At 62.9% G+C, this 23,066-nt stretch carries 21 protein-coding genes; 6 read left to right on the top strand and 15 right to left on the bottom strand.

Annotation, left to right across the window (positions count from 1 at the left end):
- Nucleotides 1-59 precede the first annotated feature (59 nt).
- The 3 genes from CDV49_RS04965 to CDV49_RS04975 are packed head-to-tail and all read right to left on the bottom strand — an operon-like array spanning nucleotide 60 to nucleotide 2,210.
- Nucleotides 60-1,022 carry a CobW family GTP-binding protein gene (locus CDV49_RS04965; RefSeq protein ID WP_088214461.1) on the bottom strand — a complete coding sequence of 321 codons (963 nt, stop codon included), beginning with the start codon at nucleotides 1,020-1,022 and terminating at the stop codon, nucleotides 60-62.
- Nucleotides 1,019-1,306 (bottom strand): hypothetical protein, encoded by a 288-nt coding sequence (locus CDV49_RS04970; protein ID WP_088214462.1) that lies wholly within the window; start codon nucleotides 1,304-1,306, stop codon nucleotides 1,019-1,021. The genes CDV49_RS04965 and CDV49_RS04970 overlap by 4 nt, the downstream gene beginning before the upstream one ends.
- A gap of 1 nt (nucleotide 1,307) precedes the next feature.
- On the bottom strand, nucleotides 1,308-2,210 hold the full coding sequence (locus tag CDV49_RS04975) for a polysaccharide deacetylase family protein (RefSeq protein WP_088214463.1): 903 nt from the start codon (nucleotides 2,208-2,210) through the stop codon (nucleotides 1,308-1,310).
- Between the two features lie 1,071 nt (nucleotides 2,211-3,281).
- Here CDV49_RS04975 and CDV49_RS04985 point away from each other — a divergent pair.
- The 4 genes from CDV49_RS04985 to CDV49_RS05000 all read left to right on the top strand — a co-directional run bounded on the left by CDV49_RS04985 (nucleotide 3,282) and on the right by CDV49_RS05000 (nucleotide 9,181).
- On the top strand, nucleotides 3,282-3,671 hold the full coding sequence (locus tag CDV49_RS04985) for an acyl-CoA thioesterase (protein WP_088214465.1): 390 nt from the start codon (nucleotides 3,282-3,284) through the stop codon (nucleotides 3,669-3,671).
- A 768-nt stretch (nucleotides 3,672-4,439) separates the two neighbouring features.
- Nucleotides 4,440-6,677 carry a FepA family TonB-dependent siderophore receptor gene (locus tag CDV49_RS04990; RefSeq protein WP_088214466.1) on the top strand — a complete coding sequence of 746 codons (2,238 nt, stop codon included), beginning with the start codon at nucleotides 4,440-4,442 and terminating at the stop codon, nucleotides 6,675-6,677.
- A gap of 43 nt (nucleotides 6,678-6,720) precedes the next feature.
- The gene (locus CDV49_RS04995; RefSeq protein ID WP_088214467.1) at nucleotides 6,721-8,010 is read left to right on the top strand and encodes a class I SAM-dependent methyltransferase; all 1,290 of its coding nucleotides are present in this window, start codon (nucleotides 6,721-6,723) and stop codon (nucleotides 8,008-8,010) included.
- A gap of 211 nt (nucleotides 8,011-8,221) precedes the next feature.
- A complete protein-coding gene (locus CDV49_RS05000; RefSeq protein WP_088214468.1) occupies nucleotides 8,222-9,181 on the top strand; it encodes a dihydrodipicolinate synthase family protein in 960 nt (319 codons plus the stop codon).
- Nucleotides 9,182-9,199: 18 nt separating this feature from the next.
- Here the strand turns inward: CDV49_RS05000 and CDV49_RS05005 are convergent, their stop codons facing one another.
- Entirely contained in the window at nucleotides 9,200-10,222 is a 1,023-nt protein-coding gene (locus CDV49_RS05005; protein ID WP_088214469.1) for an Ldh family oxidoreductase, read from the bottom strand.
- A gap of 134 nt (nucleotides 10,223-10,356) precedes the next feature.
- Between CDV49_RS05005 and CDV49_RS05010 the strand changes: the two genes are divergently transcribed.
- Both CDV49_RS05010 and CDV49_RS05015 read left to right on the top strand, forming a co-directional pair.
- On the top strand, nucleotides 10,357-11,631 hold the full coding sequence (locus CDV49_RS05010; protein ID WP_088214470.1) for an NAD(P)/FAD-dependent oxidoreductase: 1,275 nt from the start codon (nucleotides 10,357-10,359) through the stop codon (nucleotides 11,629-11,631).
- A 10-nt stretch (nucleotides 11,632-11,641) separates the two neighbouring features.
- On the top strand, nucleotides 11,642-12,643 hold the full coding sequence (locus CDV49_RS05015) for a 4-hydroxyproline epimerase (protein ID WP_088214471.1): 1,002 nt from the start codon (nucleotides 11,642-11,644) through the stop codon (nucleotides 12,641-12,643).
- Between the two features lie 187 nt (nucleotides 12,644-12,830).
- On the opposite strand, the gene CDV49_RS05020 is transcribed toward CDV49_RS05015, so the two are convergent.
- The 11 genes from CDV49_RS05020 to CDV49_RS05060 form a co-directional block, all read right to left on the bottom strand.
- The gene (locus CDV49_RS05020) at nucleotides 12,831-13,142 is read right to left on the bottom strand and encodes a hypothetical protein (protein ID WP_218821884.1); all 312 of its coding nucleotides are present in this window, start codon (nucleotides 13,140-13,142) and stop codon (nucleotides 12,831-12,833) included.
- 488 nt (nucleotides 13,143-13,630) lie between these two features.
- Nucleotides 13,631-14,806, bottom strand: a complete 1,176-nt coding sequence (locus CDV49_RS05025) for a serine hydrolase domain-containing protein (RefSeq protein WP_088214473.1) — start codon at nucleotides 14,804-14,806, stop codon at nucleotides 13,631-13,633.
- 60 nt (nucleotides 14,807-14,866) lie between these two features.
- Nucleotides 14,867-15,649, bottom strand: coding sequence for a hypothetical protein (locus tag CDV49_RS20795; RefSeq protein ID WP_256947243.1), 783 nt, complete (start codon nucleotides 15,647-15,649; stop codon nucleotides 14,867-14,869).
- 90 nt (nucleotides 15,650-15,739) lie between these two features.
- Nucleotides 15,740-16,540 (bottom strand): flavin-containing monooxygenase, encoded by an 801-nt coding sequence (locus CDV49_RS20800; RefSeq protein WP_256947244.1) that lies wholly within the window; start codon nucleotides 16,538-16,540, stop codon nucleotides 15,740-15,742.
- A 153-nt stretch (nucleotides 16,541-16,693) separates the two neighbouring features.
- Nucleotides 16,694-16,909 (bottom strand): helix-turn-helix domain-containing protein, encoded by a 216-nt coding sequence (locus CDV49_RS21050; protein WP_218821895.1) that lies wholly within the window; start codon nucleotides 16,907-16,909, stop codon nucleotides 16,694-16,696.
- Nucleotides 16,906-17,580 carry an AraC family transcriptional regulator gene (locus CDV49_RS05035; protein WP_218821885.1) on the bottom strand — a complete coding sequence of 225 codons (675 nt, stop codon included), beginning with the start codon at nucleotides 17,578-17,580 and terminating at the stop codon, nucleotides 16,906-16,908. Before CDV49_RS05035 ends, CDV49_RS21050 begins: the two co-directional genes overlap by 4 nt.
- Nucleotides 17,581-18,350: 770 nt before the next feature.
- Entirely contained in the window at nucleotides 18,351-19,139 is a 789-nt protein-coding gene (locus tag CDV49_RS05040) for an amino acid ABC transporter ATP-binding protein (RefSeq protein WP_088214474.1), read from the bottom strand.
- Nucleotides 19,136-19,801 (bottom strand): amino acid ABC transporter permease, encoded by a 666-nt coding sequence (locus tag CDV49_RS05045; RefSeq protein WP_088214475.1) that lies wholly within the window; start codon nucleotides 19,799-19,801, stop codon nucleotides 19,136-19,138. Before CDV49_RS05045 ends, CDV49_RS05040 begins: the two co-directional genes overlap by 4 nt.
- Nucleotides 19,798-20,457: an amino acid ABC transporter permease gene (locus tag CDV49_RS05050; RefSeq protein ID WP_256947245.1), complete on the bottom strand. Its 660-nt coding sequence runs from the start codon at nucleotides 20,455-20,457 to the stop codon at nucleotides 19,798-19,800. Before CDV49_RS05050 ends, CDV49_RS05045 begins: the two co-directional genes overlap by 4 nt.
- A gap of 55 nt (nucleotides 20,458-20,512) precedes the next feature.
- Entirely contained in the window at nucleotides 20,513-21,331 is an 819-nt protein-coding gene (locus CDV49_RS05055) for a transporter substrate-binding domain-containing protein (RefSeq protein ID WP_088214477.1), read from the bottom strand.
- A 22-nt stretch (nucleotides 21,332-21,353) separates the two neighbouring features.
- A complete protein-coding gene (locus tag CDV49_RS05060) occupies nucleotides 21,354-22,730 on the bottom strand; it encodes an LLM class flavin-dependent oxidoreductase (RefSeq protein WP_088214538.1) in 1,377 nt (458 codons plus the stop codon).
- Between the last annotated feature and the right edge of the window lie 336 nt (nucleotides 22,731-23,066).

The raw sequence follows: 23,066 nt of genomic DNA on the forward strand, positions 1-23,066 counted from the left end.
TAGCATATCGAGACGCATACAATCAATTAGTATGCTACCTATATGGCGCCGCCGCAGCGTCATTTACCCCCTTGGCCGCTGAACCTCTCCCATGAACGGGCCAGCAGATCGGCCTCCAGATTGCGACCGATCAGCACGATCACACCCTCCTGCGGCGGGGGTCCGGGAAGGTCGCCGTCGTTGTCGGGCAGGATCTCCGGCGGCTGCATGGAGCGACGCACCGATTGCAGCAGGAGCCGGCCGGCCGGCGCACGCACCACGCCCTTGACACGTATCACATCGTCTCCTCGCGCCACGAGCAGAGCAGAAAGCCAGGTGGAGAGGGCAATCCAATCGCCCTCTGTCCCGATCGGCAGCCGATGAGCGAGGATTGGCATCCCTCTCGCGAGAGCGGGCAGAGGAAGTGGCGGCACCTCAGGCCCCACCGTGGGCAACGCGCGCGGGACGCCGCGTTCCGCCAGCGAAATCTCCGCCCCCGGCGTGATCTTCCGCAGCGTGGCAATCAGCCGGGCAAGCGTTTGCGGGGAGGCCGCGTCAGGCTTTCTGAGGATCACTCGCGTCGCGGTTTCCACCTGCGCGCGGGCCAGCGGCTCCGTCACGAGCTGCTCGGCACCAAGGCTCGCATCCATCAGCACTACCGGCCCCGCAACCGACAACCTCCGCACGAGCACGGGATCCCCCGCGATGGCGTTGGCTATCGCGAGCGGGTCGGCGAGCCCGCTGGTTTCCAGAAGGATGCCGTCCAGTTCCCCCGCCGCCTCACCGCTTGCGGAATCGCAGATATCGCGGAGCTTGGCCAGAAGCGCGTCTTTCCCGGCGCAGCAGGCACAGCCCCCCGCCAGCACGTCAAGGCTGCGGGCACGACCCAACAGGAGGTTGTCAACCGGCGTCTCCGCCGCCTCGTTCACAAGGATATGGTGCCGTCCGAAGCCCCCTTCGTGGAGGCGATGGCGGAGCCATGTGCTCTTGCCGGCCCCCAGAAATCCTCCAAGGATCGTGAGTGGGAGCCGGCCCGCGTTCATGCGAGCGCGCGGTGCGAAAGCGGATCGATCGGTGCCCCCGCCATCCGCCCGGCTGCATTCCAGAGCGCCTCCAGATCCGGCACGATCTCCCACGCGCCGGTCGGGGAGAAAAGCTGCAGGCCCGGGGTCACGCCATCATCATGCGCTTTCAACCCATAAGGAGCGAGCAACCGGTTGACCGCGGCCAAGCGCAGGAACCGGAGCCGCAGCCGGTCTGCCGGGGTGACGGCTCCCGCATCCGTCCAGTGGCCGGGGGCTGCGGGGAAACCACAGGCCGAGCACATGTCAGATCACCTCTGGCCGCGCGGTTCCCGCGAACGGGAATCGCTTGCGAAACTCGTCGGCAATCTCCTCGAAGGTCACCCATTCGACCCCCTCGTGCCCGCTGATGTATTCGATCAGCCGCTCCAGCATCAGCAGCACCTGTGGCCTGCCGGAGACATCGGGATGGATGGTGAAGGGAAAGACGCCGTAGTCCATCTCGCGATAGACCCAGTCGAACTGGTCGCGCCAGAGCGCCTCGATATCGCGCGGATTGACGAAACCGTGGCTGTTCGGCGACTTCTTGATGAACATCATGGGCGGCAGATCATCCACATACCAGTTCGCGGCGATATCGACGAGGTCGATTTCCTTCCCATGCTTCATCGGCCGCATCCAGCTCTCCGCGCGGCCCGAATAGTCGATCGTGTTCCATTCGTCGCCGACGCGGGCATAGAATGGCTGAAAATCGCGGTAGCCTTGGCTGTGATCGTAGCTGAAACCGTATTTCTGCAGCAGCGCGGCGGTTGAATTCGACATCTCCCACCAAGGGGCGACATAGCCGCGGGGCGCCTTGCCTGTCAGGCCTTCGATCAGTTCGATGGACTTGACCAGCACGTCCTCCTCCTGCTGCGGGGTCATCGCGATGGGGTTTTCATGCAGATAGCCATGCGCCCCCACCTCATGCCCCGCATCGACGATCATCCGCATCTGATCGGGGAAAGTCTCAAGCGAATGTCCAGGTATGAAGAAGCTGGTTCTAAGATCGTATTTCCTGAACAGCCGCAGCAGCCGAGGAATCCCTACTTCCGTCGCAAAGACGCCCCTCTGGATGTCCGACGGGCTGTCTCCGCCGCCGTAGGAACCGATCCAGCCCGCCACCGAGTCGATGTCCGTCCCGAACGCGCAATAGATTTTTTTCGTCATGCCAACCTCCTGTGATGCGCCGGTTCCTCCCGGCCGTTGTCTATCCGTAAGTCCGAAGGCCCAGCCGGGAAAGTGGGGAGACCATCCTTTGCACACTCGCGCCAGACATGAGGAGCAAAAGCACCAGCGGACGAGCCTTCACCGCCGGAAGATCACCCGACAGACCCACCGGAGGAGCGCAATCTCCGCATCCGGCCGGATCGTTGGCGCGCGAAAGCACCTCGCCACCGCGCGTCCCACTGGCGAATATCACCGGCATTTTCTCCGCCACGGCGGTGAGCGGCCCGGCCGAGCCCGTTACTCACCTGCCCGAATGCGCTTCTTTCAAGGTTCGTCATCGCCGACAGGAATAGTCCGCCAGGCCGGTGGAAGGCATCGGCAAAACGGGAAACCCTCCGCTCACGTGCAGCAGGGCAGGCAGGAGAACGTCTCCTGGCTCTCCTTTTGTCATTCAGCCAGGCGGTATGGTGGCCAGAAGGCTCCGGTGCACGACATATCCCTCATCTACCCCTGACGGGTGGCATGGATAGCCTCGTCAAACCCCGTCATCGCCAGGATCACAAAGGAACAAAGACGCCGCAGAAACCGCGAAATTCCGCCCGCGTCTGACAGAGAAGGGTCGCGCATCGTGTCCGTCACCGCGACCGGAATGGACCGCGGTGCAGAAGGCCGGGCACATGGGCAGTTTTCTCCCTCCCGTCTGTGTCATTCGCAACACCGACCCTGCCGACGGCTTCATGGGCACGGATCGCACCTGCAGGCTCAGGAAGGCGGGGCGCGTCCGAGGCCTCAGCCAGATCGGCGAGTTGCGGAATTGCCGGCACCACATCGGCGCCTTGCAGAACGTGGCGAGACACCACTCTCTACTTCGGAGCGCAGGCGATTGTGCCATCAAACGCGATGGCTCTATCTCCTTCCTCGTTACCCTGCGCGCGTCCTCCTGCACTGTGGAATATCCAGTGAAGGCCTGTCCCTGCGGCATCCCGGCCATCCTTCTCCGAAAGCAGTCTTTTCCGCGCCACTTAGAACGGGCAAGATCGGCCATCCTCTCCAGCCAAGGTTGACCCGCCTATGCCAGATACGCCGCCGAAGGATCAGCCGACGATCCGCACTATCGCCATGCCCGCCGACACCAATCCGGCAGGCGACATCTTTGGCGGGTGGCTGATGAGCCAGATGGACCTTGCCGCAGGATCGGTCGCCGCGCTCACCGCCCGCGGGCGGAGCGCCACAATCGCCGTGGAAGGGATGAAATTTCACCGTCCCGTCAAGGTCGGAGACGAGGTTTCGCTCTTTGCCGAGGTGCAGCACGTCGGCCGGACATCCATGCGCATCCATGTCGAAGCCTGGCGCCGTCAACGGGAAAGCGACCTGACCCAGAAGGTAACGGAAGCGATCTTCACCTTCGTCGCCCTTGATGAGGACGGCGCCGCCCGTCCGGTCCGGACGCCGGAGGCCTAGCCGCCAAACAGTGGCCGGTGTGCCTGCGTGATAGCAGCGTGGCAGCGTGGCAGCGTGGCAGCGTGGCAGCGTGGCAGCGAAAAGGGTCGCCGCCACATCCAGCCCCGATACTGCGGACTTCCACCTACGACCGAAGCAAGGTGCTTGGCGACATTGTCGCTCCCAACCGGACCATCGCAACAGAGGGCGGGACGGCCGGTTTAGCGGACAACGGATACGGGCTGAACCGGTTTGGATTTGCACGCGATGCCCGCGGCGGCGTGGCCCTGGGGCTGCACGATACTGGGGGAGAGCGTACCTCTGACGCTCCTATGGCGATGGCAACCTGCGGGGAAAGAGCACGACTTTTGCCTAGCCCCGAAGCTGCACAGGGGGCTTGAAATACCAATCCGCGTGAGGCGAGCCCCCGTTACCTGCATAAGCGGGTTCAGACCGCACCCGTCACGCTGTGAACCAGCCTCAGCGCTGCGGAGGCATGGTTGGGATCGATGTGACGGCAGGATACGCGAAACAATAATCGCCGCGATAGGTATCGAACGCGCAATTGCCACGGATATTCCGCTGAATTCCAAGACAGCGCATTGGCGTTCCGCGACAAATGCGCGCAGTCAGACCCCAACCGTGTCAAATCTGCACCACAAGGCGCGCAACCCCTGTCACGAATTCTTGACGTTTTCGCTCGCCATTCGTACCGCGCATCTCAAGACGAATTTCCCAGCCAGCATCACGTCCGCAAGGTAATTCGCACCCCCCCATTGCGGAGTTCTCATGCCTGTCCCATTGCGCCTTACATCGTCGACCGCGCTTTGCCTCGGTCTTGCCCATCTCCCCTTCAGTGCGCTTGCACAGGAGGAAGTCTTTCAGCCCGAGGACAACCAGGAGGAAGTGACCGTTCTGGAAACAGTTGTCCTCTCGGCAGAGGAACAACTCAGGCAGGCTCCCGGCGTCTCGACCATCACCGCCACCGATCTGCAGCGTCAGCCCCCTGCAAATGATCTGTCCGAGATCATCCGCAGAATGCCGGGCGTCAACCTGACCGGCACGTCGGCTTCCGGCCAGCGCGGCAACCAGCGCCAGATCGACATCCGCGGCATGGGGCCGGAGAACACGCTGATCCTCATCGACGGAAAGCCGGTTCTCTCTCGGAACGCCGTACGCATGGGTCGTGCGGGCGAACGCGACACGCGTGGCGATACCAACTGGGTCCCGGCCGAGATGGTCGAACGGATCGAGGTTCTGCGTGGTCCGGCAGCGGCGCGCTATGGTTCGGGGTCTTCCGGTGGGGTGGTGAACATCATCACCAAACGTCCCGAAGCGATGATGGGCACCATCGGCCTGCGTTTCGGTTTCCCGGAGGATTCGGCTGAAGGCGGGACCCAGCGCGGCAACCTGATGCTCGGCGGGCCCATCAACGACGTGCTCTCCTTCCGCGTCTACGGCAACTACAACAAGACCGACGCAGACGATCCCGACATCAACGCCGATGCCAACGTCAATCCGAATCAGGCGCCGCCTGCCGGGCGGGAAGGCGTGGTCAACAAGGATGTCGGGGCGCTGCTCAGCTGGGATGTGACGCCCGATCAGAAGCTGGACTTCGAGTTCAACTTCTCGCGCCAAGGCAACATCTTCAACGGCGACCGGCAGCTCGCCGGCGTCAACGACATTCTGGAGGAGCTGGCGAACTCCGGTGCCGAAACCAACCGGATGTATCGCCGCACCCTCTCGGTCTCGCATACCGGCGCTTTCGATTTCGGCGATTCCTTCAGCTATCTGCAGTGGGAAAATACGCGCAACAACCGCAATCTTGAGGGTCTCGCGGGCAGCTCCGAAGGGGCGATCAACACCGGGGAAACCGGCACGATCACCCTCGACAACATCACCGCGAAATCCGAGTGGAATCTGCCCTTCGCCATCGCAGGCCGGGACCAGGTGCTGACGCTCGGCGCAGAGTTCCGCGGCGAATACATGGATGATCCGGTCTCCAACCGGCAGGGACTTGCGCCGGGTGTGGAGATTCCGGGCACGGACCCGCAGGGGGAACGCGATCCGAAGACCGACCAGCAGACCTACGGCATCTATGCGGAAAGCAACTTCTACTGGTCCGAGAAGCTGATCCTCACCCCGGGGCTGCGGGTGGACTACAACTCCAACTTCGGTTCCAATTTCAGTCCGGCGCTGAACGCGACCTACCACCTGAACGACCGGTGGCAGGTGAAGGCTGGTATCGCCCGCGCGTTCAAGGCACCGAACCTCTTCCAGCTGAACCCGAACTATGTCTATTATACGATGGGCAACGGTTGCCCGACCGATTTCCCGGCTCAGAACGGCGTCGGCTGCTATGTCGTCGGAAACCCGGACCTGAAGGCGGAAACCTCCGTCAATACCGAGGTGGGTGTCGCGTATAATGATGCGGCATCGGGGGTGGTCGCTGGCCTGACCTATTTCCACAACGACTACAAGGACCGCATCTCCTCGAGCCGCGTGCCGATCGCGAACGCCAACCCCAACAATGCAGGCGGTTGGGTGCTGCAATGGGACAACGTGCCCAAGGCCGTGGTCTCCGGCCTCGAAGCCAACTTCGCCATGCCGTTCAGCGAGACGGTCAACTTCACCACCAACGCGACCTACATGATCGAATCCGAGGACAAGTCGAACGGACAGCCGCTCAGCCTCGTGCCGGACTACACGATCAACGCCGCGGTGGATTGGCAGGCGACGGATGAGCTGAACCTGATGGCCTCGGTCAGCTGGTTCGGCACGATCCACGCGCCGACTTCCAGCGCGACCACCGGCGGTGCGCTCGCCAACACGGAATCGCGGCGCCCCTACTCTATCGCCAACCTCGGTCTGACCTACCAGGTGCGCGAAAACATGATGATCAACGGCGGCATTACCAACCTGTTCGACAAGCGTGTCTATCGTGAAGGCAACACCACCTCGGCGGGCGCGAACACGTTCAACGAGCCCGGCCGTGCCTTCTACATTGGCATGAACGCGTCGTTCTGATCTGACATCCCCCGACCGCCACACAGGTCGGGGGATTTGCGCCATGTCCAGTTATCTCACCGAAATCCAGTATCCCGCGCGCTTCCACCGCGAGCATGCGCCGTTGTGGCTGGGCTCCGTGCTCACCGCGCTTGGGGTAAAGGCGCCCGAAGGCCGCCTTTCCTACGGAGAGATCGGCTGCGGCCCCGGTTTCGGCCTGCTCGCGCTCGCCGCGGCCAATCCCGACATCTCCTTTCACGGCTGGGATCTGAACCCGGAACACATCGCCCGGGCCCGCGATGTGGCGGCGCGCGCCAGTCTCGGCAACATCCGTTTCGATGTCGCCGACATCGCCCGGCTTTCTCCGCATCCCGTCGATGTGCTACTCTGCCACGGACTTCACTCCTGGGTCGGCGCGAACACCCGCGCGGCAATCGCAGCTTTTGCGGGGCGCAGCGTGAAACCCGGCGGAGTTTTCCTTCTCCATTACATGACACTGCCCGGCGGTGCGGCGTTCCAGGCGTTCCACGCCCTTTTCGCGGCGCTTCCCCCGGGGTCCGAGCGGATTGCAACCGGCCTGAACCGGCTGAAAGCGCTGCAGGAAAGCGGCGCCGGCTTCTTTGCCCTTCACCCGCATGCGGCTGGCACGTTGGAGAGCTTGACGCGAGAGGACCCGGCATATGTCGCACATGACTATCTGACCCCGGAGTTTCACCCGCTCGCCGTGGCCGATGTCATCGCAGCGATGGGAGCCGAGGGTCTGGAGCATGTCGGGAGCGCGACGCCCATAGAGAATATCGATGCACTGTCTCTCCCGGCACAGGCGCAGGACCTGATCGCACAGGAGCCAGACCTGCCCCTGCGCGAAACCCTGAAGGACTTTGCCCGAAATCAGGCGCTGCGGCTCGATCTCTACATGAAAACGCCTCAGAGGTTGGCGGCGGGGGACCATCTGGACGCGCTACGTCGCCAGACCTTCTCGGCCCTTCCCGGTGCACCCTCCTCTGGCGGCCTTACCTTCAGCACCCGCATTGGCGCCGTCGAAGGGCCGCAGGAAATCTTCTCCCCGCTGCTCAACCGCCTGGCCTCAGGACCGGCAACCGTAGCGGAACTGGAGCAGTTCGTGCCCCAGCCCGGGCTTCTCAATCAGGCAATGCAGATGCTGCTTTGGTCCGGCATTGCTCACCCTACCCGGCCAACTGGTGACACCGCCCCGGCACGGCGCTTCAACCGGCTGATGATGTCCTTCTCGCTTCAGGGCGGGCAGGTTCCGGCACTTGTCGCGCCCTCGCTCGGTTCTGCTCTTCCGCCTGTCGGTCCACAGGAGGCGCTGAACAGGTTCTGTCTTCTTTGACAGGATGGCGTATCAGCGCCGGGAACTACCGTTCCCATCGACGCCGCGGAGAAACAAGGGGCGCAAGAGCAGCGCAGCCCAATTTGCTGCGGACTCCCGTCACTGAGCCGTCCCGCTACTGTGTCTCCGCTTTATGTCGACAAATAAAATGCAACAACTATACTGTCCGTGATTAGCGGATTCGCCTTCGGCGTTGAGAATGGGGAACCAGATGGATAGCGACATCTTCTCAGGAACGATCCCGGCGCTGATGACGCCCTGCCGGGCCGATCGAAGCCCGGATTTCGACGCGCTCGTCCGCAAGGCGAAAGAGCTGGTTTCGCTGGGCATGTCGGCGGTGGTGTATTGCGGCTCCATGGGTGACTGGCCGCTGCTGACCGATGCAGAGCGGATGGAGGGTGTCGAGCGTCTGGTGAACGCGGGCCTCAAGGTGATCGTCGGCACCGGCGCGATCAACACTGCGGCTGCCGTCTCACTCGCCGCCCATGCACAGAAAGTCGGTGCGGCGGGGTTGATGGTCATCCCGCGCGTCCTCTCCCGCGGTTCCGTGATCGCCGCGCAGAAGTCCCATTTCAAGGCTGTCCTCGACGCGGCGCCGGACTTGCCGGCGGTCATCTACAACAGCCCCTATTACGGCTTTGCAACCCGTGCGGACCTGTTCTTCGCCCTCAGGGCGGATCATCCCAACCTTGTCGGTTTCAAGGAATTCGGCGGGGATGCGGACCTCTCCTATGCGGCGGAGCATATTACCAGCCGCGATGACCGCGTGACGCTGATGATCGGCGTCGATACCTCCGTGTTCCATGGCTATGTCAACTGTGGTGCAAGCGGCGCCATCACCGGCATCGGCTGCGTTCTACCGCGGGAGATCCTGACGCTGACCAACCTCTGCCGCGCCGCCGCAGGCGGGGATGTCGCCGCACGCAGGCTCGCCAGGGAACTGGACGCCGCGCTTTATGAGCTTGCCAAGGTAGATGCGGGGCCGGACCTCGTGCTCTATTTCAAGCATATGATGGTGTTGAAGGGTGATGCGGAATACACGCTTCACTTCAACGACACCGATGCCCTTTCGGCAAGTCAGCGAGGGTGGGTCGAACAGCAACTGACACTGTTCGACAAATGGTACGCGGACTGGGCGCAGGCAGAGATAGTCCGGCCCTATCTGGCGTGATGCCCGGGGGCGTCGGTTTCAGACCGCCGCAAGCCCCTCTGCCGCGAACCGCGCGAGTTGCGCTTCTTCCTCCGCAGTCAGGGAGATACCCTGCGCCGCGGTCTCCGCCCGGGCCCGGAACCGCCGCTGGGAGGGCAGACGCGCGCCCTGCCCGATGATCGCCTCAAGCAGGATTTCCGCGCGGGCAAAGGGATCTCCCGGGCGACCCGTGGCAAAGACCTCCGGCGAAAAGGCGAGGATCAGTTCCCCATGTCGGGGCGCCAACGTTGTGGTTCCAAGAAAATCAAGTACTTCCGGGCTGGTCAGGTCACCGATCATGATACCGGCGAGCAGTTCGATCATGGTGGAGATGGCAGACCCCTTGTGACCGCCGAAGGGCAGCATGGCACCGGCCAGCGCTGCTTCCGGGTCGGTGGTGGGTTGACCATCGGCGTCCAGCGCCCAACCTTCCGGCAAGGGTTTCCCGGCGCGGCGGTAAAGCTCCAGCTCTCCCCGCGCGGCAACCGACGTGGCGAAGTCGAAGACATACGGGTCCGTCCCGATCCGGGGCCAGCCGAAGGCAAAGGGATTGGTTCCGAGGAGCGGTGTGGTGCCCCCCGTCGGCGCAACCGTGGCATAGCTCGGACACATGACCATCGCCGCCAGCCCATGCGCGGTAAGGGCCTCCACCTCCGGCCAGAGGGCAGCGAGATGGGTGCAATCGTTGATGACCATCGCGGCCATGCCGAGGCGCTTCGTCTTTGCCACCAGTTCCGGCAGGCCAAGATCGAAGGCGGCATTGGCAAACCCGCCGCGTGCGTCGATACGGATCAAGGCCGTTCCGTCATCCGGCAGGAGAAGCGGCTCCGCCTGCGGATCGACCTTTCCCGCCTTTACCGTCCGCAGCGTTCCCTCGATCCGGTAGATACCGTGGGACTTGCAGTGATCGCGCTCAGCCGCGGCAAAGGTGTGCGCCATGGCCTCTGCCTGCGACGCATTCAGCCCCGCGCTGCGCAGGATGCCGTCGATCCGCTGCCGAAGATCCTCTGTCGTCGTCGCCATGCCGTTGCCCCTTGTTTGTTCCGTAAGCGCATACAATCCGCGCCAGAGAGGGGTCAACAGGACCTTGGACTGGAACAGCTTGCGGGTGCCATTTTTGCATACTAATTGTATTCATGATCCGCGGACGAGACGCAATGCCGGTTGACCCCTCATCAGTTTCCGCTCCCACTCCCTCCGTCCCGGATGTGGCGGTCGTTGGTGCGGGCGTCATAGGGCTTTCCGTGGCACTGGCCCTGCAGGCACGCGGGCTTTCCGTCATCGTTCTGGATCGCGAAGGACCAGCGGCAGGGGCCTCTGCCGGGAACGCGGGTGCCTTTGCCTTTACCGACATCCTGCCTCTTGCCTCGCCCGGCATTCTCCGCAAGGCGCCGGGCTGGCTGGTGGATCCGCTCGGACCGCTCAGTATTCCGCCCGCCTATGCGCTCCGCATCGCCCCGTGGATGCTGCGCTTCTGGCGGGCCTGCGCGCCTGACAGGGTAGCTGCCTCAACCACGGCGCAGACTGCCCTGATGGACCTGTCGAAATCCGAGCTTGAACCCTTCCTCGCCCGCACAGGCACCTCGGGGATGCTGGCAAAGCGGGGCAATCTTCAGGTCTATGAATCGCAGGCCGAACTCACCGCGTCGCTTCCCGGATGGGCCACGCGCGAGGCGCACGGGATCGCCTTCCACCACATGGCTGCCGAGGAGATGGCGGAACTTCAGCCCGGCCTCTCCCCTCGTTTCACCCATGGCACCTTCACGCCGGAATGGTACTCCATCGCCGATCCGAGGCTATACACGCTGAGGCTCGCCGAACGCTTCCGTGCGGAGGGGGGGCTGATCGGGCGGGCGGAGATACTGGCCCTGCAGCCCACGGACGAAGCGGTCGTCCTGCAAGCCACGGATCGGACGTTCCGCGCCCGACAGGTCGTTCTGGCCGCGGGCGCGTTCTCGCACCGCGTCGCGCGTAGCGCGGGGGACCAAATTCCGCTGGAAACGGAGCGGGGCTACAATACCACCCTCCCCCCGGATGCCTTCGACCTGCGCCTTCAGATCACCTTCGGCGGCCACGGTTTCGTGGTGACACGACTGTCCACCGGCATTCGGGTCGGCGGCGCGGTGGAGTTGGGCGGGCTGCGCCTGCCGCCAGATTTCCGCCGTTCGGAAGCCATGCTGCGGAAGACAAAGGAGTTCCTGCCCGGGCTGGAGACGAGCGGCGGGGTGCAATGGATGGGTTTCCGCCCGTCCCTTCCCGACAGCCTGCCCGCCATCGGGCATTCGTCCGCCAGCAGGCGGGTGATCTACGCCTTCGGGCACGGCCATCTCGGACTGACCCAATCCCCCGCGACGGCCCGGCTGGTAGCCGATCTGGTGACGGGCGCGCCCCCCGCAATCGACCTCTCTCCCTTCTCACCCCAACGCTTCTGAGGTGCCGGCGATGACCAACCACACGTTTTCCTGCCTTGACGGCCATACCTGCGGCAATCCCGTCCGTCTGGTCTCGGGGGGCGCTCCCCGGCTGGAAGGCCGGGACATGCTGGAGCGCCGCGCGCACTTCCTGCGCGAGTTCGACTGGATTCGCACCGGCCTGATGTTCGAGCCGAGAGGACACGACATGATGTCCGGCTCCATCCTCTACCCGCCGACGCGGGAGGACTGCGACGTGGCGGTGCTGTTCATCGAAACCTCCGGCTGCCTGCCGATGTGCGGCCACGGCACCATCGGAACGATCACAATGGGGATCGAGAACGGGCTGATCCAACCGCGCACGCCGGGACGTCTCTCCATAGACGCACCAGCGGGGCGGGTGGATATCGAATACCGTCAGGAAGGCCGCTTCGTCGAAGAAGTCAGGCTGACCAATGTCCCGTCCTTTCTTTATGCCGAGGGACTGACGGCCCATGTGGATGGTCTGGGCGAAATCGTCGTGGACGTCGCCTATGGCGGCAACTTCTACGCTATCGTCGAGCCGCAAAGGGCATTCAGGGACATGGCGGATTTCACCGCCGGAGAGCTGATCGCGTTTTCCCCGAAGCTGCGAAGCGCGCTGAACGAGAAATACGATTTCAGCCACCCCGAAGACAACCGGATCAACGGCCTGTCCCATATTCAGTGGACAGGCGCGCCCACGGTCGAAGGCGCGCACGCCCGCAATGCGGTATTTTACGGCGACAAGGCCATAGACCGCTCCCCTTGCGGGACCGGCACTTCCGCGCGGATGGCACAGCTCGCCGCAAAAGGCAGGCTGAAAGTGGGGGATGATTTCTGGCATGAAAGCATCATCGGCTCGATCTTCAAGGGCCGGGTAGAGGCCGAGACCTCCGTCGCCAATCGTTCCGCGATCATCCCCTCGATAGGCGGATGGGCGCGTCAGACAGGGATAAACACCATCTTCATCGACGACCGGGACCCTTACGCGCATGGGTTCGTCGTCCGCTAGATCCGCCACCCGCGTGCGCGCCTGCCAGAACACGGGCATCCGCGGCATGTTCGAACTTGGTCATTGCCGGTTTCCTCTGGGGTGGATGGTCCATCAGGGAGACCGGAAACCGGTTATCGCCCCCGCCGCGCAGCTTGCAGACGCCGCACGCGGCCATAACCCCGACACGCGCCAGAGAGCCAACGTGCTATGGAACGGAACTGGCCAGTAGCACGATCTTGCCCTTCGCGGCAGGGCTCCAGATCGAGTGGCCCGGAATCGCACCAAGCAACCGGGCGCAGAACGGCTTCGGGGAGAGAACCAACGACCAGTCATATGGGGTGGCAACGCGCTTCCAGTTCTTCGGCCTGCCGAACATGATCTCTAAGCGATACCAGCGCTTGTAGCGGCATCTGCCGTGCCTGACGGCTTTCTTCCGGCCGGAGATGCAGGCCATTATCCCTTTTTCTTTCAACGCATCTCTGAACCAGTCGGCTTTCGAGTTTCTGTCCACCGGCATGCAGTCCGCCTGCGGCAGACCGCTCCGCATGGCGACGGCCCCTGCAGTAACGAACATAAGGATCAGGCGACCTTGTCGCCTCGGTAACTGTGGGGCTTTCGTCCCGCCCTTTGGGCGGCATCAGTCGTCCACGTTTTTCCAACACAGGCCGCAAGCCGTGTGATGGGCTTTCAGATACCTGCGCAGGCTCCCTCGAACGCATGGCGTTCGCCTGCTCACATCGATCGTGATCCTCCTCTCGCTCGCGGCCTGTACGGCCAGGCGGATCATGATCCGGGTGGAGACGCCCATCCGGCTCCAGCGTCGGCAGAAGGTCTTGGAAGGGCATATTCGCGCGGTGCGCCGCACCACCTCAACCCATTGCGATTGAATAAAATTATGCCGATCATAATGCGAAGGGCGCCGCGATTTCCTGAGCAAGAAGTCGACCCCATCAGCCTCCAGCATCCCTAGTACAACCCGGCCGCCATGACGGCCGGGCTTTCGATTCATTGGACCAGCGACTGATAAGCCTTGCTTTCAAACGCCATGTATCCCCCGAAAGACGCGGGATCGCCGAACGGCAGGATCTGCGTCGCCCAGTAGCCGCCTAGGCCGTTCCTTCGGTCAATCCAGTAGAACAGATTGGCCAGCCCCGCCCAGCCGAGTGCGCCTGCCGGACGCCCGGTGGGCGCTTGTTCGTCATTGATCATGAAGCCATAGGACCAGGACTTCGACTGACCCGGGAAGAACTCCGCATCATTCGAGAGGGTCGGGATGACACCGGGCAGCATGGTGACCTTCAGATCGCCCAGATGGTTCCTTTCGGCCATCGCCACCGTCTCGGGGTGCAGCACCTGACCGCCTTCGCCGCGACCGTCATTCAGCCACATGCGGATGAAGCGCATGTAATCGCCGACGGTTCCGTAAAGCCCATGCCCGCCCATATGCACTTCTGGATTGGCGGGCAGTTCGAAATCATTGGCCTCGAGCGTGCCATCGGGCAGCCGCTGGTGCATTCCGGCCAGCCGCTTGCGCGTGGTCTCGGTCAGCTCGAAGCCGGTCTCGGTCATGCCGAGGGGCTCGAAGATGCGCTTCTGAAAGACCTGACCCAGCCGCTCGCCGGCGATGCCCTCGATCACCTGACCCAGCCAGTCGATGTTCGAGCCGTATTCCCATTTTGCGCCCGGATCGAACAGCAGGGGCCTCGTCAGCGCGGCCTTCGATGCGGTGATGACGCTGGGCTGGCCCTGTTCCTCGGCAAGGCGCCTATAGGTTTCGTTGAAGAAATCATAGCCAAAGCCCGCCCGATGCAGCAGCAAATCCTTGGTCGTGATGTCGCGTTTCGGGGCGCGGAGGCGGGGTTCGCCGTCCGGTTCAAACCCGTCGATGACCTTCAACGCCCCGATGGCGGGCGCATAGCGCGAGGCCGGAGCGTCCAGATCCAGCCGGCCGTCTTCGACAAGCTGCAAGGCGGCCGTGCTGGTGATGGCTTTGGTGGTCGAGAACAGCGCAAAGACGCTGTCGGTGGTCATCGGGTCGGGACGATCAAGACGCCGCACGCCCGACGCGCCCTCATAGAGATTACCGTCCCGGTCCGTCACCATCGCCACCACGCCCGGCACTCCCGGCGTGGCGGAAACGGTCTGCTGAAGGATGTCATCGGCGTTGAAAGTCTTGTTCATGTTGTGTTTCCTGAAGACATGGGGCCGCCCCGCCATGCAACCAGCGGAGCGATTGCGGCGTCAACCGGCTTGCTCTGCATTGCTGCGGCCAAGGGCAAAGCCCGCATAGCCATTTGCCGCGACCTCGCTGCATTTCGCGCGATACGTACCGACGCCGCCTGTGTAGGACAGCACTCTGCGCGGCTTTCCGGGGACGTTCGACCCAGTATACCATGAGTTGGTGCGCGAAATCAGGTTCGCATTGGCCGTTTCGTCATGATGCTCGACCCAGGCGGCCTCCCCCTCGGACGTGGGTTCGATAACGCTCTGACCGGTGCTTTCCAGATGCCTGATGCAGTCGGTGATCCATTCCGCCTGCTGTTGCAGGCAGGTCGTCATGTTGCACAGCGCCGCCGAGGGGGCGAGCGGTGCGCCGGTCATGAACAGATTGGGAAAGCCGTGTTTCATCAGCCCCAGCGTGGTGCGGATGTCCTTGGCCCATTCCTCGCGCAGCGAAACACCATCGCGGCCGCGAATGTCGATCCGGCTGAGCGCGCCCGAGCCTGCGTCGAAACCGACCGCCATGATGATGACATCCAGCGGATAGACGGTGCCGTCTTCCAGCTTGACGCCTTCGGGAACGATTTCGGCAATACCATTGTCGCGCAGGCTGACGGCCTTGACGTTGTCGCGGTGATAGACTTCGAGATAATTGGTTTCCAGCGGGACGCGATGGGTGCCAAAGCCATAATCGCCGGGCTTGGGCACCAGAATATCGATGAGCTCCGGGTCTTTCAGCCGATCCCGCATCTTCTGGCGAACGAATTCGGAAATCTCTTCGCTGACCGCTTCATCGAAGAACATCTCGGCAAAGGACGACAGCCACAGTTTCAGCGAGCCGTCGGCATGGATCTCTTCCAGTATCGCGCGCCGCTGATCGGGGGTCAGCTCGTGTCATTTGTGTTCGAAATCATATTCGAAGCCGGTGAAAGTATTGGGCAGGTTCTGGCGCAATTCGTCCAGCCGGCCCTTGTACCATGCCGCCTCGTCCGGCCCGTATTTCGGGTTCTTCATGGGCAGGACATATTGCGGCGTGCGGACAAAGACGGTCAGCGATGCAACCTCGGCGGCGATGGTCTGGATCACCTGGATGCCGGTGGCCCCGGTGCCGATCACCCCCACGCGCTTGCCCGCAAGGTCAAGGCCGCCGCGTGGATAGCGTGCCGTATGCAGGATCATGCCCTCGAAGCTTGACTGGCCGGGGAAGCGGTCCTCGAGCGGAGCCGACAGCATACCGGTGCAGCCGATCAGAAAGCGCGTCTCGATCACGTCGCCCTGATCGGTGCTGACCCGCCAGAGCTGACGGTCTTCGTCGAAGGTCGCGGCGGTGACGGTCGTGGAAAAGCTGATGTCGCGCCGCAGATCAAGCTTGTCGGCGATATAGTGCATCCAGCGCTCGATCTCGGGCTGGGAGGGGAAGCGCTCGCTCCATGTCCAGCCTTTGTACAGGTCTTCATCGAAAAGATATTGGTAGATATATGCTTCGCTGTCGAATTTGGCGCCCGGATAGCGGTTCCAAAACCAAGTGCCACCGACATCGCCGGCCGTGTCGCAGGCATGGGCCTTGAGGCCCAGATTGCGCAGCTGGTAAAGCTGATAAAGCCCCGCGACGCCCGTGCCGATCACCAGCGCGTCAAGCGTTTCAGGAACGGGATTTCGGGCCGCCACCGGGGCGGTTTGATGTGAGTCCAGCATGAGATCCTCCTGCATGACCGCCTCCTTGCGGTCGAAGTCGGGCCGTTGCGCGGAACCTCCCAATTCCAATGCGCAGTGCCCAAGACGCCAAGTTTAGCAAACCGACAGAGCCGGTCTTGAACATCCGCAAGCGATTTTTTGAATGATCCGCAATCAGGAACGCGACTTGCGCAATTGCGCCGGGGTCGTGCCGAGCGCCTTTCGCAATGTCCGCGTCATATGGGCCTGATCCGAAAACCCGCAGGCCGTGGCCACCGCCTTGATCGGCAGATCGCTTTTGCACAGCAGGTCAGAGGCTTGCGAGACCCGCTTTTCCTGCACATAGGCATAGGTCGATTTTCCGACGGTTTGCCGCAGCCGGAGGTTCAGCGCCCAGACCCCAAGGCCAAGTTTTCGGCCAGACGTTCAAGCGTCAGCCCCGTGGCAAGCTCTGAGTTGATGTATTCATCCAGCCGCCGCATTTCACTTTCCGAAAACGCGTGCCTCTGTTTGCAGGGCTTCTGGGTGATCGAAGCATAGTGACGCAGCAGATGGACGGCCAGCTGTATGCTCAGCGCTTCGGCATAAAGCGGGCCGCCCTCACCGCTCTCCGCGGCCTCTTGCGTCAGCTGATCGACGACATGGCCGATCACCGGGTCATTGCCCTGAAGGACATCATGCAGGCAGATCACGCCAATCTCACCGTCACAGATGTCGCGGGCGACGCGTGCCATCAGATCGTTGCTCAGATAGACATGCGCGACATGCAGCCCCTCGGTCCAGTTCCACTGGGACTGCATGGCGCGCGATAGCAGGGAGAAGTCACCGGGGCCACATTGGGTTCGGGTCCATCGCCCGTCAAATTCACGGTCCATCGGGGTCAGGCCATGCCGATACTGAACGATCATGAAATCGTCCATCGGCGGTATCAGCACATCCTGCCCCTTGTAGAGAAAGCTGCGTTGCGCCACACCCTTCCACCCCAGCCCCCGGCTTTCCACGACCGTCTCGCCGGGCACCCAAACCGGCAGTTCATCAGCATGGATCAGATGATCGGCCACAGATTCCCTCCGGTTCAAGAACACCACACGCCGGAATGAAGACCTCCGCATCTTCGGAGCAAGTATCAACGGGAGCAGGAATCGCCTGCAAGATTAGGTAACGAAAGATATTATCACAATACGACTTTCGTACCGGGATATTTGAGGGACGCAGGTCACTTTGGGTTCGACCATCCCCGTTATTCGCAGGATCGCGTGGCCAACGGTCGTCACTGAGTTTGGGCCAAGCTTACTGTTGTGGCCTGCGCGAGATGTTGCTTTTGCAAAGTTGCCGCGATCGCCGTGCCTCAGAGCGCTGCCCTCATCAACTGGCTCGCTGGCCAGGTCATGTTGCCAAATGGCGTAGCCGTAGCCTGCTGCAAGCGACGTCGATGAAGCCCGGGATGCGGTTTTTGTCGTAGCGGGACGCCAGCCGACATCCCCATCTTGAAACGGGTATCCGCGCCGACCCACCGGGCGAGCAATGTGTGTCCGCCGCATCATATGACGCCGGGGGACCGGACCTCTCGTCAGATCGGCCGTGCTGGACGGTGGGATGGGGAGCGCGCATATCTCTGATGGCGTGGATGGCACAGGAGCTTCTCGCTCCGCCGTTGACCACGCCGCCCATGGCGGCAGGCTCCGCCCTCTCCTGCCGGAACAGGTTTGGAAACCGATCGACGACCCCGGAGCGGCCCCGGCTAAACCGGAAATCCGCCCGAGGTTCGGGAGAGCAGGCCGAAACCCCGGGCAGAAGCCCCGCCATGCAGTCTGCGGGAAACCGCCGTCCGTCAGGCGAGGATCATCGCGTCACGGTCGAGATAGGTATCAAGAAAACGCGTCATCCGCTCCTGACGGGGCTTGGCGAAGACCTCCTGCGGCGATCCGTCCAGGATCACACGACCGCGATCCAGAAAGATCACCTTGCTGGCGACCGACGCCACGAAGCCGATCTCATGCGAGACGACGATCATGGACATGCCGTCCTGCGCAAGCTTCCGCATCACGTTCAGCACCTCGCCGGTCAGTTCGGGATCGAGGGACGAGGTCGGCTCATCGAACAGCAACAGCTTCGGTTCAAGCGCGAGCGCCCGCGCGATGGCGACGCGTTGCTGTTGCCCCCCCGAAAGTTGCGCCGGATAATAGGAGGCGCGATCGGAAAGGCCCACCGCGTCGAGCTTGGCCCGCGCGATATCCTCGGCGAGGGGCCGTGAAACTCCGCGCACGGTCTTGAGCGCCTCGGAGACATTTCCGAGCGCCGTCATATGCGGCCAGAGGTTGAACTGCTGAAACACGATGCCGACGTGGCTGCGGAGCGCGCGGAGCTGCGCCGCCGGCAAGGGCAGAGATTTGCCGTTCCGGCCCTGCTGCCGCGTCGGGTGACCGACGATTGTGATCTCACCCTCGCTGGGTTCCTCCAGCGTCGCGATGCAACGGAGCAGCGTGCTCTTGCCGGACCCGGAGGGACCGATCAGGCATGTCACCTCGCCCGAGGGAGCGTTGAAACTGATCTGGTCGAGAACGGGCGTGTCGGCAAACCGCTTCGACAGGCCCCTCACTGTCACTGCCGGAGCCGTCATGCCGCGAACCGGAAGTTCGAGAGACGAGCCTCGGCCAGACGGCCCAGACGGCCGCATATCTCCACCAGCAGCCAGTAGCAGATCGACAGGAGGAACAGAGATTCGACGAAGGCATAGGTTTCCGCCCCGATCTCTCCGGCGATCGCCGCGAGTTCAGGTACCCCGATGATTGAGAGCACTGCTGTCTCCTTGATGAGGCCGATTGCGATGTTGACGCCTGCGGGCAGGACCAGAACGAGCATCTCGGGAACGATGATGCGGCGCAGAACCTGCAACCGCGTGAAACCTGCGGATTCGGCTGCCTCGATATGCCCGCGCGGAACGGCCCGGAAGCCCGTGCGGAACACTTCGCTCATGTAGCATCCACCGAAAATCGTGAGCGCGATGAAGCCCGCCGGAAGAGGATCCAGAGTGATCCCCAGCGAGGGGCCGCCGAAGTAAAGCAGGAAGAGCTGGATCAGGAAGGGCGTTCCCCGGATCATCTCGACAAAAAGCCGCAGGACGGTGTTGACGACCGGCCCGCCGAGAAGCCGGCCCGTCGCTATCGCCAGCCCCACCACGAGCGAGGCGGCGAGCGCCGCGATCCACAGGCCGAGCGTGACCAGAGCCGCCGATCCCAGAGCGGGCAGCTTGTCGGCCATGAGAGCGATGTCAAAACTCATGTGCCCGGCAACCTGAAGAGACGCTCCGCCCTTGCACCGGCGGTGGTCAGTACGATGTTCATCGCGATGTATATCGCGCCTGCCATCAGGAAGAGCGGCAACGGCTCCAGCGTGGATGCAGAAAGGTCGCGGGTCATCTTGGTAAGCTCCATCACTCCGACCACGGAAACCAGCGCGGAAGCGTGCAGGATGGCGACAGCCTCGTTCACGATGGCCGGTATCGTCAGACGGAGCGCCACGGGTGCCACAATCCGGCGGAACCGCTGAAAGGACGTCATCCCGACCATCTGGGCCGCTTCGACCAGCCCATTCGGCACCGACAGGAAGCCGCCCTTCAGGTTCTCCGCCTGATAGGCCGCGCTGCAGAGCGTCAACGCCATGATCGCTGCGACATTGCTCGACACGTTGAGGCCGAGGACCGGCAACAGGTGATAGACGAGCAGCAACTGCACAAGTAGCGGGACACCGCGAAAGAAGCTGACATAGAGGCGGGCGGCCCCGGCAACCCACGTCCGCCGGCTGAACCCTGCCGTGCAGATGACAAGGCCGAGCGTCAATCCGGCGCTGATCGAAATCGCGCTGATCCAGGCGGTCGTGACCGCCGCCTCAAGAAGAAGCGAAAAGAGTTTCCAGCTCATCGGGAGGCGGCCCGCCAAGCGGTGCGTCCTGCGACCTGGCCTTTCACTTTCGCGGCTGGCTGGGCCGGCCCGGTCATAGCGCCGGGTCCGTCACACGATCGGGCGTCTCGAAGACGACGCCGAACCATTTCGTCTGCATGGCGGCCAGCCGACCATCGGCCTTCATCCTGTCGATCACTTCGTTGACCGCATCGAGAAGGCTGGCGGAGTCAGCGTCCTTCCTGAACATATAGCCGAAATAGGCCTTCTCGCCGAAGGGAGGCATCACGACCGCAAAGGTGTCCGGGCGCCGTTTCGCAGCAAACGTGCCGCTTGGCAGAGATTGCGCGATTGCAGCGATGCGGCCGGCCGCGAGGTCGCTCGACGCTTCGTTCACCCCGACATATTCGCGTACGGTCGGCTGCGGGTTAAGGGTTTCGGCGAAGGCCTTCATCTGGGCGAGCTGCGACGAAGACCTGGCGCCCCCTATGGCCTTTCCGGCGATATCCTCGGGCTTCTGGATCGAGTCGTCGTTTGCCCGCTTGACCAGCGTCACCGTGCCATCGGCAATGGGCGCAGAGTAGGCGTAACGCTCCATCCGGGCCTTGGTGATGACCGCAGGGCCCGCCACCATATCGAACTTCTTCGTCTCGAGACCCGGCAGGACACCGGCCCACGGCAGGGCGATCCAGCCGATCTTGACCCCGAGTTCCTTGCCGACCTCGTTGAACAGATCGACGTTGAAGCCGACGTGATCGCCCGCGTCAACATAGTCGAACGGGGCGAATTCCGTCTCCGTCCCGATCCTGAGTTCGCCCGCCTTCTTCACGTCGGCAAGGACATCCGCGCCAACGGGCTGGGTAGCCGCAAGCAATCCGGCCAGGGTAAAAACAAATGACAGTCTGCTTTTCATCGCGTCCTCGCTTTGGGGGTGATCAGGGGCACTTGGCAGTCGGAATTGCAGGGGCCGGGGCGGCCGCGACATGGCGGCTGTCGGGAACGGTGAGACCGAGGTGATCGCGCAGGGTGCGCCCCTCGTATTCGTGCCGGAACAGGCCCCGGCGCTGCAACTCCGGCACGACCAGTTCGGTGAAATCCTGCAGCGACGCGGGCAAGGTCGGCAGCATCAGCATGAAGCCGTCGGCCGCGCCGCCAATGAACCACTCCTCCATGAAGTCGGCGATCTGCCGGGGCGTACCCTTGATGCCGTTTCCGGTCTGCTTTTCGGCATAGAGCCGGATCAGCTCCCCGAGCGTGTGACCCTCCGAGACGAAGTCGATCAGACTGTCGAACAGCGCTTTTGAACCCTTCGGCGCCATGGGAAGCTTTTCGCGAGGCAGCGGCTGGTCCAGCGGAAGATCGGATAGGTCGGCTTCCAGGAACTCGCCCAGAGCCTGCAGGCCGACCTTCGGGTTCATGCGGTCGAGAATGTAGTCGATCTTGGCCTGAGCCTCGGCTTCCGTACGGCCCACATTGACCATGAGACCCGGCATCACCTTGAGTGAATCGCGCGGACGCCCGTATTTTTCCATCCGGCCCTTGAGGTTCTCATAGAAAGAGCGGCCTTTCTCGAAGGTCGCGCTGAGCGTGAACACCACCTCCGCAGTCTGCGCCGCAAGCTCAAGCCCGGCCTCCGAGCCGCCGGCTTGGGCGATGACGGGGCGGCCCTGCGGCGACCGCGCGATATTCAGCGGGCCCCGGACCTGGAAATGCTTGCCCTCATGATCGAGCGGATGGACCTTGGCAGGGTCCAGATAGATGCCGGCTTCGCGATCAAGCACGAGCGCGTCCGGCTCCCATCCATCCCAGAGACCGAAGGCGACATCGACATATTCGCGGGCGCGTTCGTAGCGGAGCGCATGCAGATCGAGGCCATTGCGATTGAAGTTGTAGGCGGTCTCCTCATGGTCCGAGGTGACAACGTTCCAGCAGGCCCGGCCCCCCGACAGGTGATCGAGGGAGGCGAACATGCGCGCCACGTTGAACGGCTCGGTGTAGCTCGTGGAGACCGTCGCGGCGAGACCGATCCGGTCGGTCGTCACGGCCAGCGCCGACAACAGCGTCAGGGGTTCGAGCCGGTTCATCTTGTTCGGCAGGCGCTTCAGCGCTTCCGGGTGGCCGACTGCTGCTGCCGCCGAATCGGCCAGGAAGATGAAATCGAACTTCGCCTTCTCGGAAATGCTGGCTATCTTGTGCATATGGGCGAAACTGTTGGCGCCGTTGATATCTGAGCCCGGGTGCAGCCAGCTGGATTGGTTGTGGCCGAAGGTGTAGATAAACGTGCCGAGCTTCATCTGGTCGCGGCGTTTCATGCTTGCCTCGTCAGGTTGATATTGGCTGCCGGTTTCGAATTCGGCGTGATTGCGGACGTTGACCTGTGCCCTTGCCATTCCGGCGCTTCGCCACAGGGATCAGTCATGAGCATCCGAAACGGGGCTGCCGCGTGCCAGCTTCCGCGAGAGATTGCTGCCCCGCGCGGGAAATGGGCAATGCGACAGTTGGAAATCGGGATGTTCACGGTTCAGCTCCTTCCAGCGCGGATGAACCGCGGAGTATCAATTGGAAGTGTTAGGAGCAGCGTGGCATCAGCGAAACTAATGAATTTTCATAAGCTGCATAATGGGGCGCTATACCGAAACGATAATGCT

The sequence above is a fragment of the Haematobacter genomosp. 1 genome (genome assembly GCF_002196855.1).
Classification (GTDB): Bacteria; Pseudomonadota; Alphaproteobacteria; order Rhodobacterales; family Rhodobacteraceae; genus Haematobacter.